General features: G+C 63.4%; 14 protein-coding genes and 1 riboswitch. Of the genes, 7 read left to right on the forward strand and 7 right to left on the reverse strand.

Features of this window, described 5'->3' with window-relative positions; translation table 11 throughout:
• Positions 1 to 325: 325 nt before the first annotated feature.
• From LJY25_RS15065 to rfbD, 5 genes are all read left to right on the forward strand, one after another.
• Positions 326 to 1,591 carry a putative DNA modification/repair radical SAM protein gene (locus LJY25_RS15065; protein WP_227609178.1) on the forward strand — a complete coding sequence of 422 codons (1,266 nt, stop codon included), beginning with the start codon at positions 326 to 328 and terminating at the stop codon, positions 1,589 to 1,591.
• Positions 1,592 to 1,698: 107 nt separating this feature from the next.
• On the forward strand, positions 1,699 to 1,872 hold the full coding sequence (locus tag LJY25_RS15070) for a hypothetical protein (RefSeq protein WP_227609179.1): 174 nt from the start codon (positions 1,699 to 1,701) through the stop codon (positions 1,870 to 1,872).
• An 83-nt stretch (positions 1,873 to 1,955) separates the two neighbouring features.
• Positions 1,956 to 2,822, forward strand: coding sequence for an alpha/beta fold hydrolase (locus LJY25_RS15075; protein ID WP_227609180.1), 867 nt, complete (start codon positions 1,956 to 1,958; stop codon positions 2,820 to 2,822).
• Between the two features lie 18 nt (positions 2,823 to 2,840).
• Positions 2,841 to 3,776, forward strand: coding sequence for a TIGR03915 family putative DNA repair protein (locus tag LJY25_RS15080; RefSeq protein ID WP_227609181.1), 936 nt, complete (start codon positions 2,841 to 2,843; stop codon positions 3,774 to 3,776).
• Between the two features lie 67 nt (positions 3,777 to 3,843).
• On the forward strand, positions 3,844 to 4,701 hold the full coding sequence (gene rfbD, locus LJY25_RS15085) for a dTDP-4-dehydrorhamnose reductase (RefSeq protein ID WP_227609182.1): 858 nt from the start codon (positions 3,844 to 3,846) through the stop codon (positions 4,699 to 4,701).
• A gap of 31 nt (positions 4,702 to 4,732) precedes the next feature.
• Here the strand turns inward: rfbD and LJY25_RS15090 are convergent, their stop codons facing one another.
• On the reverse strand, positions 4,733 to 5,938 hold the full coding sequence (locus LJY25_RS15090; protein WP_227609183.1) for an MFS transporter: 1,206 nt from the start codon (positions 5,936 to 5,938) through the stop codon (positions 4,733 to 4,735).
• Positions 5,939 to 6,174: 236 nt separating this feature from the next.
• Here LJY25_RS15090 and LJY25_RS15095 point away from each other — a divergent pair, with 236 nt between their 5' ends.
• Positions 6,175 to 6,627: a hypothetical protein gene (locus tag LJY25_RS15095; RefSeq protein ID WP_227609184.1), complete on the forward strand. Its 453-nt coding sequence runs from the start codon at positions 6,175 to 6,177 to the stop codon at positions 6,625 to 6,627.
• A gap of 228 nt (positions 6,628 to 6,855) precedes the next feature.
• Positions 6,856 to 7,215, forward strand: a complete 360-nt coding sequence (locus tag LJY25_RS15100; RefSeq protein WP_227609185.1) for a hypothetical protein — start codon at positions 6,856 to 6,858, stop codon at positions 7,213 to 7,215.
• 9 nt (positions 7,216 to 7,224) lie between these two features.
• Here LJY25_RS15100 and LJY25_RS21395 read toward each other — a convergent pair whose 3' ends face one another.
• The 6 genes from LJY25_RS21395 to LJY25_RS15135 all read right to left on the reverse strand — a co-directional run bounded on the left by LJY25_RS21395 (position 7,225) and on the right by LJY25_RS15135 (position 15,297).
• Positions 7,225 to 8,745, reverse strand: a complete 1,521-nt coding sequence (locus LJY25_RS21395) for a TSUP family transporter (RefSeq protein WP_317206603.1) — start codon at positions 8,743 to 8,745, stop codon at positions 7,225 to 7,227.
• Positions 8,746 to 8,754: 9 nt separating this feature from the next.
• Entirely contained in the window at positions 8,755 to 9,336 is a 582-nt protein-coding gene (locus tag LJY25_RS15115) for an assimilatory sulfite reductase (NADPH) hemoprotein subunit (protein WP_227609186.1), read from the reverse strand.
• A gap of 20 nt (positions 9,337 to 9,356) precedes the next feature.
• Entirely contained in the window at positions 9,357 to 10,634 is a 1,278-nt protein-coding gene (locus LJY25_RS15120) for a sulfate adenylyltransferase subunit 1 (protein ID WP_227609187.1), read from the reverse strand.
• Between the two features lie 87 nt (positions 10,635 to 10,721).
• Positions 10,722 to 11,633 (reverse strand): sulfate adenylyltransferase subunit CysD, encoded by a 912-nt coding sequence (cysD, locus tag LJY25_RS15125; protein ID WP_227609188.1) that lies wholly within the window; start codon positions 11,631 to 11,633, stop codon positions 10,722 to 10,724.
• 143 nt (positions 11,634 to 11,776) lie between these two features.
• A complete protein-coding gene (locus LJY25_RS15130; RefSeq protein WP_227609189.1) occupies positions 11,777 to 12,532 on the reverse strand; it encodes a phosphoadenylyl-sulfate reductase in 756 nt (251 codons plus the stop codon).
• Positions 12,533 to 12,817: 285 nt separating this feature from the next.
• Positions 12,818 to 12,929: riboswitch (SAM riboswitch) on the reverse strand.
• Positions 12,930 to 13,260: 331 nt separating this feature from the next.
• Positions 13,261 to 15,297 (reverse strand): alpha/beta fold hydrolase, encoded by a 2,037-nt coding sequence (locus LJY25_RS15135; RefSeq protein ID WP_227609190.1) that lies wholly within the window; start codon positions 15,295 to 15,297, stop codon positions 13,261 to 13,263.
• Positions 15,298 to 15,320 lie beyond the last annotated feature (23 nt).

Below are 15,320 nucleotides of genomic sequence, written 5' to 3' on the forward strand. Positions count from 1 at the left end.
AGCAGAAGGCGCATCAAGCCAGGGAAGCCTCCTTACCGCTTCGTTGGGGGAATAATTCACCAAGCAGTAGAAATGCTTCGCAGGGCGGATGCCAGTTCAAGCAGGACGTTCTCTTTTTAGCGGCGGACCTCCTGGCGCCAGTACGCGAGATGCTTCGCCTTCGCTCTGCATGACGATACCAAAGCGGTGTGCCAAACTGGGGCACAGGAAAGGGAAAAGGACAACTTTTCCCGCCCCGCCCGAAACCTTTCCTAAAAAAATTAGCTTAAAACACTGTTGTCTATCTGCGGACAAACAGTTATTTTTAAGCCGTAAAAGGAACTAAATGAACGAGCGGATTCAGGAAAAGCTAAGCATATTGGCAGATGCCGCCAAGTATGACGTGTCGTGCTCCAGCAGCGGCGGCAAGCGCAAAAACGAGAACCGCGGCCTTGGCAACGCCGAAGGAATGGGCATCTGTCACTCCTTTACCGAGGACGGCCGCTGCGTATCCCTGCTCAAGATCCTGCTGACCAACTACTGCATCTTCGACTGCGCCTACTGCGTGTCGCGCCGCTCGAACGACGTGAAGCGCGCCGCCTTTACCGTCGACGAAGTCGTGGACCTGACCATGAACTTCTACCGCCGCAACTACATCGAGGGGCTGTTCCTGAGCTCGGGCATCTTCAAAAGCTCCGACTACACGATGGAGCGGCTGGTGCGCATCATCAAAAAGCTGCGCACCGAGCATAAGTTCAACGGCTACATCCACGTCAAGACGATTCCCGGCGCCTCGCCCGAGCTGATCCAGGAAGCCGGCCTTTACGCCGACCGCCTGAGCGTGAACATCGAGCTGCCCTCCGAGCTGAGTCTGACCACGCTGGCGCCGGAGAAGAACTACCAGGAGATTCTGACGCCCATGGGCCAGATTCGGGACGGCATCGTGCAGAACAAGGAGGAAAAGGCGCTGTTCAAGAAAGTGCCGGCTTTTGCCGCCGCCGGGCAAAGCACCCAGCTGATCGTGGGCGCCTCGGCCGAAACCGACCACCAGATCATCAAGCTCACCGACTCGCTCTACAAAGGCTACGGCCTGAAGCGCGTCTACTACTCGGGCTACATCCCGGTCACCGACGATGCCCGCCTGCCCCAGGTAACGCAGCCCCCGGTTATCCGGGAGCACCGCCTCTACCAGACCGACTGGCTGATGCGCTTCTACGGGTTCGAAGCCGATGAAATTCTGGACCCCGCGCATCCCTATCTCGACCTGGAAATTGACCCCAAGCTCGCCTGGGCCCTGCGTAACCGCCACGTGTTTCCGGTCGATATCAACTCGGCCGACTACGAGATGATTCTGCGCATTCCCGGCGTGGGCGCCCGCTCGGCCAAGCGCATCGTGGCCGCCCGCCGCTTTGCTCCCCTGTCGCTCGACCACCTGGCCAAGTTTGGCGTGGTGCTGAAGCGGGCCAAGTTCTTCATTACCTGCCGTGGCCAGGCCCTCGATGCCCGGGAGTACGACGAGCAGACCATCCGCCGCCAGATCCTGTTCGGCGCCGGCTCGGTCCGCTCGGCCCTTGTCACCCAGCAGCTCGACCTGTTCGCGCAGGCATCTTAGAAGGTGAAGCCATGAACCGCTGACGCCTGCCTCCTGCCGCTGCAACCTTCTTTTCCAATCATAGATCATCCATTCACCAGTTCACAACCCCCAATTCACTTACTTCCATGACTGTTTCCCACCGCGGTGCCGACGCGTCGGCCGCTACCCCAACCACTGAAACGATGAAAGTTGCCCGCCTCGCCTGCTGCTGCAAGCTCAGCGACCTGCTCCCCATTGTGCGGCAGCTCCACGAAGCCGAGCGGGCCAAAAGCACGGCCCGCAAAGGCCAGGCCGCGTAGCCATCCGGGCGGAAAAACCGGCATGCGCAGGCCCCCTGCGGGCTTGCCGGCAACCTCCCGGCTTCATTCCGGTATAGCCGCTTATGGCGTATGAGCTCGAACATCATCAGGTGGCAACCAACGGGCTGCACGTGCACGTGGTGCAGTGCGGCCCGCCTATCGGCCCTCTGGTGATTCTGCTGCACGGCTTCCCGGAGTTCTGGTTTGGCTGGCGAGGGCAGATTCAGGCCCTGGCCGCCGCCGGCTACCGCGTCTGGGTTCCCGACCAGCGGGGCTATAACCTTAGCGACAAGCCCCGTCCGGTAGCCTCTTACACCATCGACCAGCTTGGGGCCGATGTGCTTGGCCTCCTTACTGCGGCGGGCCGCCCCAGCGCCCGAATCGTGGGTCACGACTGGGGCGCGGCTGTCGTCTGGTGGCTGGCAATGCACCATCCCGATAAAATCGAGCGGGCGGCTGTGCTGAACGTGCCCCACCCGGCGGTGCTAAGCCGCACGTTGCGCCGGAGCCCCAAGCAGCTGCTCAAAAGCTGGTATATATTCTTTTTTCAGCTGCCCTGGCTGCCGGAAAAGCTGCTGCGCCGGAAAAACTGGCTTCTGGCCCGCCGCACGTTGCAGGAAACCAGCCGCCGGGGCACCTTTTCCGCGGTGGACCTGCAGCAGTACGAACAGGCCTGGTCCCAGCCCGGGGCCATGACTGGTATGATCAACTGGTACCGGGCCGCCGCGCGCTACGCCCGTCGGCTGGCCCGGCCCGGGCGGGTGACGGTGCCGGTGCATATTATCTGGGGCCGGCGCGACGCTTTCTTAACGGCCGGCATGGCCCGGCAAAGCCTGGCGTACTGCAACGACGGGCAGCTTACCTACTTCGACAAAGCCACACACTGGGTGCAGCACGAAGAGGCCGAAGCGGTGAATGAGCTGCTTTTACGGTTTCTCAAGCCTGCCTAAACGGTTGACCATCCGCCTATGAGCCGCTCCCTGACTCCGCTCAACCGCCCTTCCCAAACTCCCGCTACGCGGGCAGACGCAGTGCCGCGGCCGGGCGCGCCGGAACTCACTGCTCCCGCGCTGGACTACACCTACGACGGCTCGTTTGAGGGGCTGCTGACGGTCTTGTTCACCATTTACGACCGGAAAGCCGCACCCAACAGCATTCAGCCCGTGGGCGCGGTGCAGGGCGGATTGTTTGCCCAGCCCCTGCTGGTGGAAACGCACGAGGCCACCGCGGCCCGGGTGTGGGACGGACTGCTGCGCCACATGGACCAGGAAGCCCGGACCCGGCTGTTTCACGCCTTTCTGAGCGAGCAGCCCGACCGGGAGCGGCTCATCTTTCGGTACGCCGACCTGGCCATGCGTGCCGGCCGGGACATTGCCGACAACTACGCCGACGACAACGTGCGCCGGGTGGCCCACCTGAGCCAGCAGATGGGCCGGGAAAAGCACCGGATGGAGGCCTTCGTCCGCTTCGAGCGTACCGCCGACGACCTGTACCACGCCACCATCGAGCCCGACTTCGACGTGCTGCCCCTGATTGCGCCCCACTTCACCAAGCGCTACGCCGACCAGCGCTGGCTGATTTTCGACCGGCGCCGCGGCTACGGCCTGTACTACGACCTGCACGGCACCGACATCGTGCAGTTTGAGGCCGCAGCGGCTGCTCCCCGCAGGGGCAGCGGGGTTTCGGCCACCGTGCTCGACGAGCGGGAGCCGCTCTATAGGGTTCTCTGGCAAACCTATTTCGACCACGTCAACATTCCGGAGCGCCGCAACCTGAAGCTGCACCGCCGGCAGCTGCCGCTGCGCTACTGGAAGTACCTGAGCGAAAAGCAGCCCCGGGAAATGCGGTTCGAGCCCATCCGCAACAAGCGCCCGCCGGGACCGTCCGGCTTGCAGCAGTCCTAAAGCGGCCTACCTTTGCCGGGCGGCCCAACCGGCTGCTAATACTTGATTCATTTAAGCGGCGTAGTACATGGGTAGCATTCTGGTTTTTGGCGCATCCGGTCAGTTGGGGCAGTGTCTGGCGCACGTAGCGCGGGAAAGAAATACCGCCGGCATCGTGTTCCTGCCCGAAGAGGAAGGCAACATCCTCGATACGGCCGGGCTGGCCGCTATTTTCGCGAAGCATCAGCCCGCCTACTGCATCAACTGCGCCGCCTACACCGCCGTTGACAAGGCGGAGGACGAGGTGGAACTGGCCCGCAAGGTCAACCGCGACGGGGTGGAGAACCTGAGCCGGCTGTGCGCCGGGCACAACACCATTCTGATTCAGATTTCCACCGATTTCGTGTTTGCCGGTACCGGCAACCAGCCCCTGCTCGAAACCGACGAAGCCGCGCCCATCAGCGTCTACGGCCTGACCAAGCTGGAAGGCGAGCAGGTCATTCCCGCGCACACCGAGCGGTTCTTCATCCTGCGCACCAGCTGGCTGTATTCCGAGTACGCCGGCAACTTCGTGAAAACGATGCTCAAGCTGGGCCGGGACCGGGACGAGCTGCGCGTGATCTGGGACCAGCTGGGCACGCCCACTTACGCCATCGACCTGGCCGGCTGCATCCTGACGATTATCGAAACCGGCAGCCAGCAGTTCGGCACGTACCATTACAGCAACGAGGGCGTCACCTCGTGGTACGACTTTGCCACCGCCATCTTTGAGCTGAGCCAAACGCCCGTCCGAACCATCCCGATCCGCACGGCGGAGTATCCGACCAAAGCTACCCGGCCGCCGTATTCGGTAATGGATAAGACCAAAGCCAAAACCCAGCTGGGCGTAGCTATTCCGCACTGGCGCAGCAGCCTGCAGGTTTGTATCAGCTGCCTGGCCGGGTAGCTGGAGGCTGCCGTTGAGCCGGCCAAACGATTCAGTTCCGGGCATAGAACCGGTTGGCCAGAAAAGCCAGCACGACAAAGCCCAGTCCGGCTGCGCACACGCCGGGCCAGGCGCCGTGCGTCCAGGCCAGCCCGCCCGTGATGGAGCCCACCGAGCCCCCGATAAAGTAAGCCGTCATGTACACAGTGTTCAGCCGGCTACGGGCCTCGGGCACCAGGGTGAAAATCAGGGACTGGTTGGAAATGTGGGTAGCCTGCACACCTACGTCGAGCAGAATCACGCCCACTACCAGGCCCGCCACCCAGGTGCCGCCGAATCCGAGAATGCCGTAGGCCACCAGGGCCAGTAGGATGCCGGCGGTGATGGTGTAGTCCGGGCCCCGGGTGTCGGCGGCTTTTCCGGCCCACGGCGCGGCCAGGGCTCCAACGGCCCCAATCAGCCCGAAAAAGCCGGCTACGTCGCTACCGTAGCGAAAAGGTGGGCCCTCCAGGTAAAACGCCAGCGTAGTCCAGAACACGCTGAAAGAGGCAAACAGCGCGGCCCCGACCAGGGCGGCCCGGCGCAGGGCCTTCTGCTCCCGGGTAAGCGTCAGTAATGACTTCATCAGGGAGCCGTAGGTGCCGGCAAAGGTGGGCTGGTCGGTGGGCAGGCGCAGGGCCAGCACCCCGCCGAGCACCACCATCATGGCCGCCCCGATGCCGAACATGGTGCGCCAGCCAAAGTGGGCACCCACGTAGCCGCTCAGGGTGCGCGACAGCAGAATGCCGATCAGCAGGCCGCTCATCACCCGGCCCACAATGCGGCCCCGGTCGGCGTCCGGCGCCAGGTGTGCCGCCATGGGTACCAGCAGCTGGGGCACGGCGGACAGAATGCCGATCAGCACGCTGGCGGCGGCCAGGATGGCGAACGAAGGGGCCACCGCCGCCAGAGCCATGCAGGCGGCCGCGCCCAGCAGCATCAGCACCATCAGGCGCTTGCGCTCCAGCTTGTCGCCCAGTGGCACCACGAACAGCATGCCCAGGGTGTAGCCCAGCTGGGTAGCCGTGGCCACGAGGCTGGCGCTGCTGTCGGAGAGGTGAAACGTGCGCCCAATGGCGGCCAGCAGGGGCTGGTTATAGTAGATATTGGCTACCACCAGCCCGCAGGTGATGGCCATCAGCCACACCAGGCCGGGGCCCAGGACCGGATGGGCGGATCCGGGTACCGGCCGGGCCGGCGCGGGGAAAGCGTTTTTCATTCGTCAGAGAGCTGCGGTTAGCGCAGAATTGGCTAACCGGAAACCCGGGTTAATAGTTGTGAAAAGCAGGCCTTGGCTGCCGGGGAAGCCAGCCGGGGGTTAAGTAACGTCTGGCCCGGCCCGGGCGGTGCAGCCCGTCGCGTGCCGGATGAATATGCGCCCGGCAAGATTTTACGGCGTGGAGCCTACCAACGTCGCCCTTGCTGCGTATGGCATAGTTCGACCTTCCTTAGCGCATGGAAAACAGCTCCGCTTCAAGTACCCGCTTTATTGACCTTTCCTACCGACCCGATCTGAAAATCCTGGTGATTCGCTGGCTGTCCGTGGCTACCGACGAGGAGATCCGCCAGGTGTACCGAAGCGTGGAGGAAGCAGCCCAGGACCAGTGCCGGTTCTGGCTTGTGGATGCCCGCCGCCGCCCTAGCTTCAGCCCGGTTATTACCCAGTGGCTGTTTGAGGAATTTTCGCCCCGCGTGGCCCAGCGCTTCGGTGGCCCGCTGTTCTTCAGCTACCTGGTAGCTCCGGTTCACCTGGCCGATGCCCAGGAGTTTCTGCGCACCCAGGTGCTGCCCGCCGGGCCTTCATTGCCTTACCGCCTCCACTACGCCAGTGAGGAAGGCGAAGCTACGGACTGGCTGCTTCAGTCCCGGCAGTCGGAGGCGGGGCGCGCGGTGCCCACGACGAAGTAAGCAGCGGCCGTACCCAGGTTCGGGCCCGCCGGTGTAGCTTTAGCACCGGTTAATCTCCCCGGCGCCTGTAAGAATGGACGCTGGCCTGCCCGGACTCTCCCTGAAGCCGACCCTTCGGCCTACTGCCGTATATCCGATAGCGGGGGAAAGCTGGGCGGTGGTGGGCGTACCCCTGTACCTGGTCGCGGTCCTGCTGCTGAAGCTGCCGGTGCCGATGGTTACTGCGTGGTGTCGATCCTGACGAACGTGGCCCTGCTGTACTTTCTGCGCCGGAAAGTGGGCCGGCGGTGGCTGCCGGTGCAGCTGCTGAGGCGGGAGCAGGGCTGGCTCTACGCGGCCCTGCCCATCCTGGCCGTCGCCACGGTTCTGGTGCTTTCTCCCCTCGACTACCTGCATCTGCCCAACTGGGGTGAAAAGTCGTTCAAGGAACTGATGCCGGCGCCGGCGGGAGGCTTTCTGTTCATGTGCCTGGGCGCACTGGTGCTGGAAGAGCTGCTGTGGCGGATTCAGCAGACTACGACGTTGCCGCCGGCAGCCCCGGCTGAGGTTGAGGAAGCACCCGCGCCGGAAGCGCTAGTGGCCGGCTGATTTTCCTCGTTACATAAACAGCTTCCGCAAGGCCCACAGGCTCCATATAATCACCATCAGCCCCACACCCACGAACATCCAGCGGGTAGGAATCCGGCCCGCCAGGCGGGCGGCAAACGGAGCCGCCGCTACGCCGCCCACTACCAGGCCCAGCACCACCTGCCAGTGCGAAATGCCGATGGTGGCAAAAAAGGTCAGGGCGCTGGCAAACGTGATGAAGAACTCGGTTACGCTCACCGAGCCGATGACGTACTGGGGCGTGCGGCCGCCCGCAATAAGGGTGCTGGTAACCAATGGCCCCCAGCCACCCCCGCCAAAGGAGTCGAGGAAGCCCCCGGCAGCGGCCAGCCAGCCCAGCTTCTTGTGCTTGCGCCGCGGGCCGGGCTTGCTGAAGGCTTTGCTTAAAATTCGGGCCCCGAGCAGCAGCAGGTAGATGGCCAGCAGGGGCTTCACCCAGGCCCCGTACGTTTCGCCGAAGCGGGACAGCAGGTAGGCTCCCGCCACGGCCCCGAGCACGCCCGGAATCAACAGGGTCTTGAACAGCTTCTTGTTCACGTTGCCGAATCGGTAGTGGTGGTAGCCGGAGGCCCCGCTGGCAAACATTTCGGCGGTATGGATGCTGGCACTGACCGCCGCCAGGTTCACGTTCATGCTCATCAGGCTGATGGCTGCCACCACCCCGTAGCCCATGCCCAGCAGGCCGTCGACGAGCTGGGCGGCAAAGCCAACGGCCACGAACAGGTAGAAGGTGTCGGCGTTGCTGGCCGCTTCCCACACCTGCTGCCAGGAAAAGTAAAACGACAGCACGTTCAGCGTCAGCAGCAGGCCAAAGCCGATCAGGGCCCCGGTTGCCAGCTTCCGCCACCGCGCCGCAGCCGGCGTTTCGTAGGCCGGCCCGCCCGCCAGCTCGGCCGTCATGGCATTCAGCGACTTTACTTTACTGGAAAAGTCGCCGGCCAGCTTGCTGCGGATGATGGTCATGTGCTGAAGCACGGAATGCAGCTCGTTGGGCAGGGCGTCGTGCAGCACGGTGCGCAGGCGCTTGGCCACGGTGGGCGACTTGCCGTTGGTGGAAATGGCAATCTTCAGGTCGCCTTTCTGCACGATGGAGCCCAGGTAGAAGTCGCAGGCGTCGGGGGTATCGGCCACGTTGGTGAGCAGACTGCGCGCCGCCGCCTGGGCTTTGATGCGCAGGTTCAGGGCCGGGTCGTTGGTAGCCACGAACACAAGGTCATGGTCGTTGAGGTCGGCGTGGTCGTAGGCTTTCTGGCGGAGCTGCACGTGCGGGAACTCGGCCGTAAACGCCAGGATTTCGGGCCGGAACGTCTCACTCACCACCGTAACGCGGGCGGCCGGGCTGTTGCGCAGAATGGCGGTCAGCTTTTCCAGGCCCACGTTGCCGCCACCCACAAGCAAAACCCGCAGCTGCTCCAGCTTCAGAAACACCGGAAACAGTGCATTCGACGCCGGCAGGGTGGCGGTTAGCGGAGCCAAGGGAGGCAGGCTGGCAGACGGGATGGGCGGCGTCATGTCGGCGGGCTAGGCGTGAAAGTTCTGGCCGGGGATGGTAGCGGCCACGTCGCCCCGGCGGACCACAAAGTCGCCGAACCGCTCGGTGGGTTGGCGGTCGGCAGCGTAGGCTTCGAGCAGGGGCGTGAGTTCGCGCGGGATTCCGTCTTCGTCTAGCATTTGGCGGTAAAGTTTGTTGAGCCGCTTCCCCGCGTGGTGGGCGCCCAGGTATAGATTATAACGGCGCACTGCCCGGGCTACCTGCCCGATTTCGCTCAGGTAGGGGCCGGCGCAGCCGGTCATCCGGATCAGAATTTCTTCGTCGGTCAGACCCAGAGTTCGGATTACAGCGTCCGGTCGGTCAAGTAATTGGGGAAGGTAACGCTCGGCCTCCGCAAAAGCCAGGGAGCAGGGATTTAACGTGACGCAGGCGAGGAAGTTGAGCCGCAGGACCGTTGTCGTACGCTCGGTTTGGCTCCCCGCACCCTGCTGTTCCAGCACCTGCTGAACCCGGGTCCGGTGGCGGGACTCGAGGTTGGTCAGCGTCAGGCTCTGGTTGCCGGGCAGCCGGAACTCTCCCGTGTGAAAGCCGGTAGCCCACTGGGCGTGCACCCGCCCTCTAAAGCCAGGTGCTAACTTGTGTAGACCAGTGCTTCGGGGGCGAAGCTGTTCTGCACGGCGCCGACCAGGCCGGCGGCCAGGGTGTCGCCGCTCAGCTCGTCCACCAGGATAAAGGCCCCGGTGGCGCGGTTCTGCTGGTAAGAGTCAACCACGAGGGGAACGGCGGTTTTCAGGCGCACGCCCACGATGTCGTTGAGCTGGGCCGAGTCGGCGGTGGTGCGGCCGTAGGTGCGCACGTTCACCTTGTAGACAATTGCCGAAACTACCGCCTTCACCAACGCCGAGTGGTGCTGCACCAATAGCTTGCGGCCGGGCCACAGGGGCCGCTCATCCATCCAGCACACGGTGGCTTCCAGCTCCCTGGTTACGCTCGCCGGGCTGCCTGCCGGCACCAGGGAGTCGCCCCGGCTGATGTCGATGTCGTCGCGCAGGCGAATCACCACGGCCTGGGGCGCCGCCGCGGTTTCCACTTCCCGCTGGTTTACCTCGATGGCCTCAATCACCGACTCCCGGCCGCCGGGCAAGATGTGCACCCGGTCGCCGCGGCGGTACTGTCCGCTTTGGATGCGCCCGGCGTAGCCGCGGTAGTCGGGGTAGTCGTTGGTCTGGGGGCGGATAACATACTGCACCTGAAAGCGCGGGTCGGCAATGGCAGCTTCGGCAAACGCCGGCACCGTCTCCAGGTGCTCGAGCAGGCTGGGGCCGGAGTACCAGCTCAGGTTTTTCGAGCGCGTCACAACGTTGTCGCCGAGCAGGGCACTGAGCGGAATAGCCGTGATGTGGGGCAGCCGGAGCTGGTCGGCCAGGGCGGCGTAGTCGGCCACAATCTGGTCGAACACGGCCTGGTCGTTGCCCACCAGATCCATCTTGTTCACGGCCAGCACGAAGTGGCGGATGCCCACGAGCGAGGCAATCAGGGAGTGGCGGCGGGTCTGCTCCACCACGCCCTGCCGGGCATCGACCAGAACAATGGCCAGGTCGGCGGTGGAGGCGCCCGTCACCATGTTGCGGGTGTACTGAACGTGGCCGGGCGCGTCGGTGATGATGAACTTGCGGCGGGGCGTGGTGAAGTACTTGTAGGCCACGTCGATGGTGATGCCCTGTTCCCGCTCGGCGCGCAGCCCGTCGGTCAGCAACGCCAGATCCACGGTGCCGTGCACGCTGGGACGGTTTTCCAGCGCCGCCAGCACGTCCAGCGACACGGAGTCGGAGTCATACAGCAGCCGCCCGATCAGCGTGCTCTTGCCGTCGTCGACGCTGCCGCAGGTGATAAATCGGAGGAGGTCCATGTCGTTCGTTGCTAGTTGTCGGTTGTCAGTTGTTAGTTGTCGGTCAGAGGGAAACGCACTGACAACTGACAACTGACAACCAAATGGTTAGAAATACCCGTTGCGCTTGCGGTCTTCCATACCGGCTTCGGAGATGTTGTCGTCGAGGCGGGTGGCGCCCCGCTCGCTTACCTTGGCCTGGAGCAGGTCTTCGATGATGTCGTCGATGGTGGCCGCATCGCTTTCCACGGCGGCAGTGCAGGTAGAGTCGCCCACGGTGCGGAAGCGCACCTGCCGCTCCACGATCAGGTCGGTTGCGTCGAGGCGCAGGTGCTCGTTCAGGCCCAGCAGCTGGCCGCTGGGCAAGACCACGCAGGTGCGGGGATGGCCGAAGTAGATGCTGGGCAGGGCAATGTTTTCGCGCTGGATGTAGCGCCACACGTCCAGCTCGGTCCAGTTGGAAATCGGGAACACGCGTACGTTTTCGCCTTTCTGAATCCGGCCGTTGTAGATGTTCCACAGTTCGGGCCGCTGGCGCCTGGGGTCCCACTGTCCGAACTCGTCGCGTACCGAGAAGATGCGCTCCTTGGCCCGGGCCTTTTCCTCGTCGCGGCGGGCCCCGCCGATGCAGGCGTCAAACCCAAACTCCTCGATGGTTTCGAGCAGGGTGTAGGTCTGCAGCGGGTTGCGGCTGGGAAACTTGCCGCCCGGCTCGCGCAGGTGCTGGCGCCGGATGGTGTCTTCCACGCGGCGCACAATCAGCTTTTCGCCCAGGTAAGCGGCCAGCTCGTCGCGGTAAGCCAGCACCTCGGGGAAGTTATGGCCGGTGTCCACGTGCACCAGCGGAAACGGGAAGCGGCCTGGCCGGAAGGCTTTTTCGGCCAGGCGGGTCAGCACGATGGAGTCTTTGCCGCCGGAGAACAGCAACGCGGGCCGCTCAAACTGCCCGGCCACTTCCCGCAGGATGTGAATGGCTTCGGCTTCCAGCCGGTCGAGGTAATCGAAGTGAAGGGTGCTCATTCGGCTGATGCTTAGGTGAGGGTCATGCAGAGGCGAAGCCGAACCGAAGGAAAGCGGAGCTAAGCATCTCGCGTGCTGACGTATGAGTTAGTGATCCAACGAAGCGAGCGAGATGCTTCACTTCGTTCTGCATGTCGGGTGCTTTAGCTTGCCGCTACCGGCTCTGCCACCGGGTCCGGGCCGTGGGGGGTGTTGTGCAGGCCGCACTCCCTGGCCGACTGGTCTTCCCACCACCAGCGCCCGGCCCGGAAGTCCTCACCGGGCTGGATGGCCCGGGTGCAGGGCGCGCAGCCGATGCTCACGAAGCCCTGCTGGTGCAGAGGGTTGAACGGAACGCTGTGCGCGTGCACAAACTCCCAGCACTGCTCGAAGGTCCAGTCGAACAGCGGGTGAAACTTGAGGAGCTGGTGCGCCGCGTCCCACTCCACCGCGTGCATGTCCTGGCGGTTCGCCGACTGCTCCGCGCGGATGCCGGTAAACCAGGCATGCTGACCGTTCAGGGCTCTTTTCAGCGGCTCCACCTTGCGGATGCCGCAGCATTCCTTGCGGTTTTCCACGCTGTCATAAAAGCTGTTCGGGCCTTTCTCAAGCAGCAGCTCTTCCACAGCAGGCCGCCACGGAAAGTAAGGCTCAATAGCCTTGCCGTAGCGCCGCAGGGTCTTGTTCCAGGTGCTGTAGGTTTCCTGAAAGTTGCGGGCCGTGTCGAGCGTGAAGACCTTGATGGGCAGGTTGTTTTCGAAGATCAGGTGGGTGATGATCTGATCTTCGAGGCCGAACGAGGTCGAAAAAACCGCTTTGCCGGGAAATTGCGCGGCTACGGAGTTCAGCACGTCGACGGCGCTACGGCCCGCCAGCTGCTGGCGCAGGTTATGAACCAGCGCCTCAGAAGAGACTTGCATAAGAGAAGGTGAAGGTGGCGTAACCAGCCAGGATACGCCGGGTGAGCGAAGAGCCCGTCGGCCGAATGGGGCGCAGTACCGGGCTGGCTATCCTGCGCTAGCCAAGAAGCGAACGTGCGCAAAAACGCCTCCGCTAACGAAGGTCAGGCACGGGCAGGAAGGAGGGGTGGAGGAGCGAGCCGACTAACAACACCGACAGCACAGCGTGTCACAACATCCATGCTGTACAGCAGCGGAGGTGAGAGCGAAGGCGCGGAGGTTAGACAAAGTTTGCACGGCGTGTTGTTTTTATATGGTCAGGGCTTAGCTGCGCTGACCTTCGGTTGGCACCGTTCCACAGAATGCGGGGGTTGCCGGCGTTTCGTCGAGCCTGTCTCTCCACGCCTCTTTATAAAAACAATCCTTTGGGGGGTAAAGAATTGGTGGGTAAATGTAGACGGGCAGTTTTTAAATTATCAAGCAGGGTAGGTTCCGGCTGGATGCCGGAGTGAGTCGGCAAGCATGTAACGTATTTATAACCAACCACTTGATGATCATAAAAAATATTCTGCTGCCCAAGTTAAGGCGCTGTTCCCCAAACGTTTGCAGTTGGGATAGCAAGTGTTTCTGCGGTAGGAAGCCTGGGCTGGGACCGGCCAGCGGGCTACTTCTCGCTGGTGCAATTGCCCACAAAAAAGCCCCCGCCGGACGACCGGCGGGGGCTTTAGGAAAGCAGGAAAATCAACGGGCTACTTAACCGTCTTGTCGGTCAGAACGACCGTTTTGGGGTCCACCGTAATTTCCTGCAGGCGCTTGGCCACGGCCGGGCTCATCGACTCCTGGTAGCGGCCTTTCAGGTGCTGGGCCAGGAATTTCTCGGCCCCGGCCAGCATGGCAAGGTTGTTTACCGGGCGGGCAAAGCCGTGCCCTTCGTCGGGAGCCAGGATGTACTGCACGGGGTAGTTCCGGTCGCGCAGGGCAATGACAATCTGGTCGGCCTCGGCCTTGTTCACACGCGGGTCGTTGGCGCCCTGCACCACCATCAGCGGGGTCTTGATCTTGCCGGCCGACGTCAGCGGGGACTGGCGCACCAGCTGGGCCTTGCCGACTTCGGTGTTGGGGTCGGCCATGCGGGCATACATCTGCTTGCGGCCGGCTTCCCAGTACGGCGGAATGGCGTTGAGCAGCGTAATCAGGTTCGACGGAGCCACGATAGCCACGCCGGCCGCGTACAGGTCCGGGGTGAAGGCCACGCCGGCCAGGGTGGCGTAGCCGCCGTAGGAGCCGCCCATGATGCCCACCCGCTTGGGGTCGGCAATGCCCTGGGCTACGAGGTACTTCACGCCCCAGGTCAGGTCGTCCTGCATCTTCTGGCCCCACTCGCCGTTGCCGGCCTCGAGGAATTTCTTGCCGTAGCCAGTGCTGGACCGGAAGTTGGGCGACAGCACGGCGTAGCCGCGGTTAGCCAGGAACTGGTGCAGGGCGTTAAAGCCATACGCGTCGCGGGCCCAGGGGCCGCCGTGGGGCATGATGATGACGGGCAGGTTCTTGGCCGCTACGCCCTTGGGCAAGGTCAGGTACGCCGGAATTTCCAGCCCGTCCGACGACTTGTAGCGCACTACTTTCATGTCGGCCAGCTCGGCGGTGTTGAGCTTGGGGCGGGTTTCGTACTGCTTGGTGAGCTGCTTGGTTTTGCGGTCGAACAGGTACACCACGCTGGGCTGGGTGGCGGAGCTGGCCGAGAGCAGCCACTTCTGCTCGTCGGTGGTGCTGGACACGGGGTACACGTCGAGGCCGGTGAGCTTGGCGCTGGCGGTTTTGAAGTCCTGCTCGTAGGCTTTGTCCTTCCACACCCGGCGCATCCGGTCGTCTTCAAACGACACGAAAATCGGCTCGTGGGTGACTTCGGAGATGCGCAGGCTGCCCACGTCCACGCGTTTCTGCGGGTCGGCCTGGTAGGCTTCCTCTTTGCCGGAAGCGGGGTCCATCAGCACAATTTCGGCCAGGTCGCGGCCTTTGCCCTGGTTCGTGACCATGTACACGCGGCGGTTGTCCTTGGCGAAGCCCACCACGCCGCTCTGCTCGTCAATCGAGGTTCTGTAGAAGGGCGTCATCTTGTCGCCTTCGACCCGCAGCCACTCGGTGCTGCCGTCGGCGTTGGAGCGCGACGCCAGGCGGAGCTGATCGTTCCAGTCGAACACCCAGGCGCCGAGCCGGTCGTTGTTCTGGCGCACCATCGTTTTCTCGCCAGTAGTCAGGTTGAGCTTGTACAGGTCGTGCCAGGCCTTGTCGCGGTCGTTGAGGCCGATGTAGAGCGTGTTCGGGTCCTTCAGCGGGGCGTTGATAAGTTGTACGCGCACGCCTTTCAGGCCGGTCAGGTCGCGGGCGGCGGGTACGGGCTGCCCGGTGGCCGGGGCCTCGGTGGGGTTCACGGCGTAGATGTTGAAGTTCTCGTCGCCGCCCTTGTCCTGGCTGTAGAGCAGGTATTTGCCGTCGCGGCTCCAGAAGTAGCCGCGCACGGGCCGGGCCTGGTCGTTGGTTACGGGCCGGGCCTTGTCAAACGGCTCGTTAAGGCCCTTTACCCAGATGTTGCGGGTGCCGTTGAAGGGCTTGATAAAGGACAGAAACTTGCCGTCGGGTGAGAGCTGGGCACCGGAGATTTCCGGGTCGCCAAACAGCAGCTCCCGGTCGATGAGGGGAGGCTGAGCGGCCTTTGGAGCCTGAGCCAGGGCGAGGGGCGCGGCCAGTACCAGCAGCAGCCCCAGAGAGGTGAATAAACGACGCATAAAACGCAGAAAGTAAGTGAGAA

This window comes from Hymenobacter translucens, assembly GCF_020685205.1.
Taxonomy (GTDB): domain Bacteria; phylum Bacteroidota; class Bacteroidia; order Cytophagales; family Hymenobacteraceae; genus Hymenobacter; species Hymenobacter translucens.

Excerpts from the sequence above, each read along its gene's own strand:
- LJY25_RS15065 (WP_227609178.1), top strand. The coding sequence starts at position 326 with ATGAACGAGCGGATTCAGGAAAAGCTAAGCATATTGGCAGATGCCGCC.
- LJY25_RS21395 (WP_317206603.1), bottom strand. The coding sequence starts at position 8,745 with ATGACGCCGCCCATCCCGTCTGCCAGCCTGCCTCCCTTGGCTCCGCTA.
- LJY25_RS15080 (WP_227609181.1), top strand. The coding sequence starts at position 2,841 with ATGAGCCGCTCCCTGACTCCGCTCAACCGCCCTTCCCAAACTCCCGCT.
- LJY25_RS15095 (WP_227609184.1), top strand. The coding sequence starts at position 6,175 with ATGGAAAACAGCTCCGCTTCAAGTACCCGCTTTATTGACCTTTCCTAC.
- LJY25_RS15135 (WP_227609190.1), bottom strand. The coding sequence starts at position 15,297 with ATGCGTCGTTTATTCACCTCTCTGGGGCTGCTGCTGGTACTGGCCGCG.
- LJY25_RS15090 (WP_227609183.1), bottom strand. The coding sequence starts at position 5,938 with ATGAAAAACGCTTTCCCCGCGCCGGCCCGGCCGGTACCCGGATCCGCC.
- LJY25_RS15130 (WP_227609189.1), bottom strand. The coding sequence starts at position 12,532 with ATGCAAGTCTCTTCTGAGGCGCTGGTTCATAACCTGCGCCAGCAGCTG.
- rfbD (WP_227609182.1), top strand. The coding sequence starts at position 3,844 with ATGGGTAGCATTCTGGTTTTTGGCGCATCCGGTCAGTTGGGGCAGTGT.
- cysD (WP_227609188.1), bottom strand. The coding sequence starts at position 11,633 with ATGAGCACCCTTCACTTCGATTACCTCGACCGGCTGGAAGCCGAAGCC.
- LJY25_RS15075 (WP_227609180.1), top strand. The coding sequence starts at position 1,956 with ATGGCGTATGAGCTCGAACATCATCAGGTGGCAACCAACGGGCTGCAC.
- LJY25_RS15120 (WP_227609187.1), bottom strand. The coding sequence starts at position 10,634 with ATGGACCTCCTCCGATTTATCACCTGCGGCAGCGTCGACGACGGCAAG.
- LJY25_RS15070 (WP_227609179.1), top strand. The coding sequence starts at position 1,699 with ATGACTGTTTCCCACCGCGGTGCCGACGCGTCGGCCGCTACCCCAACC.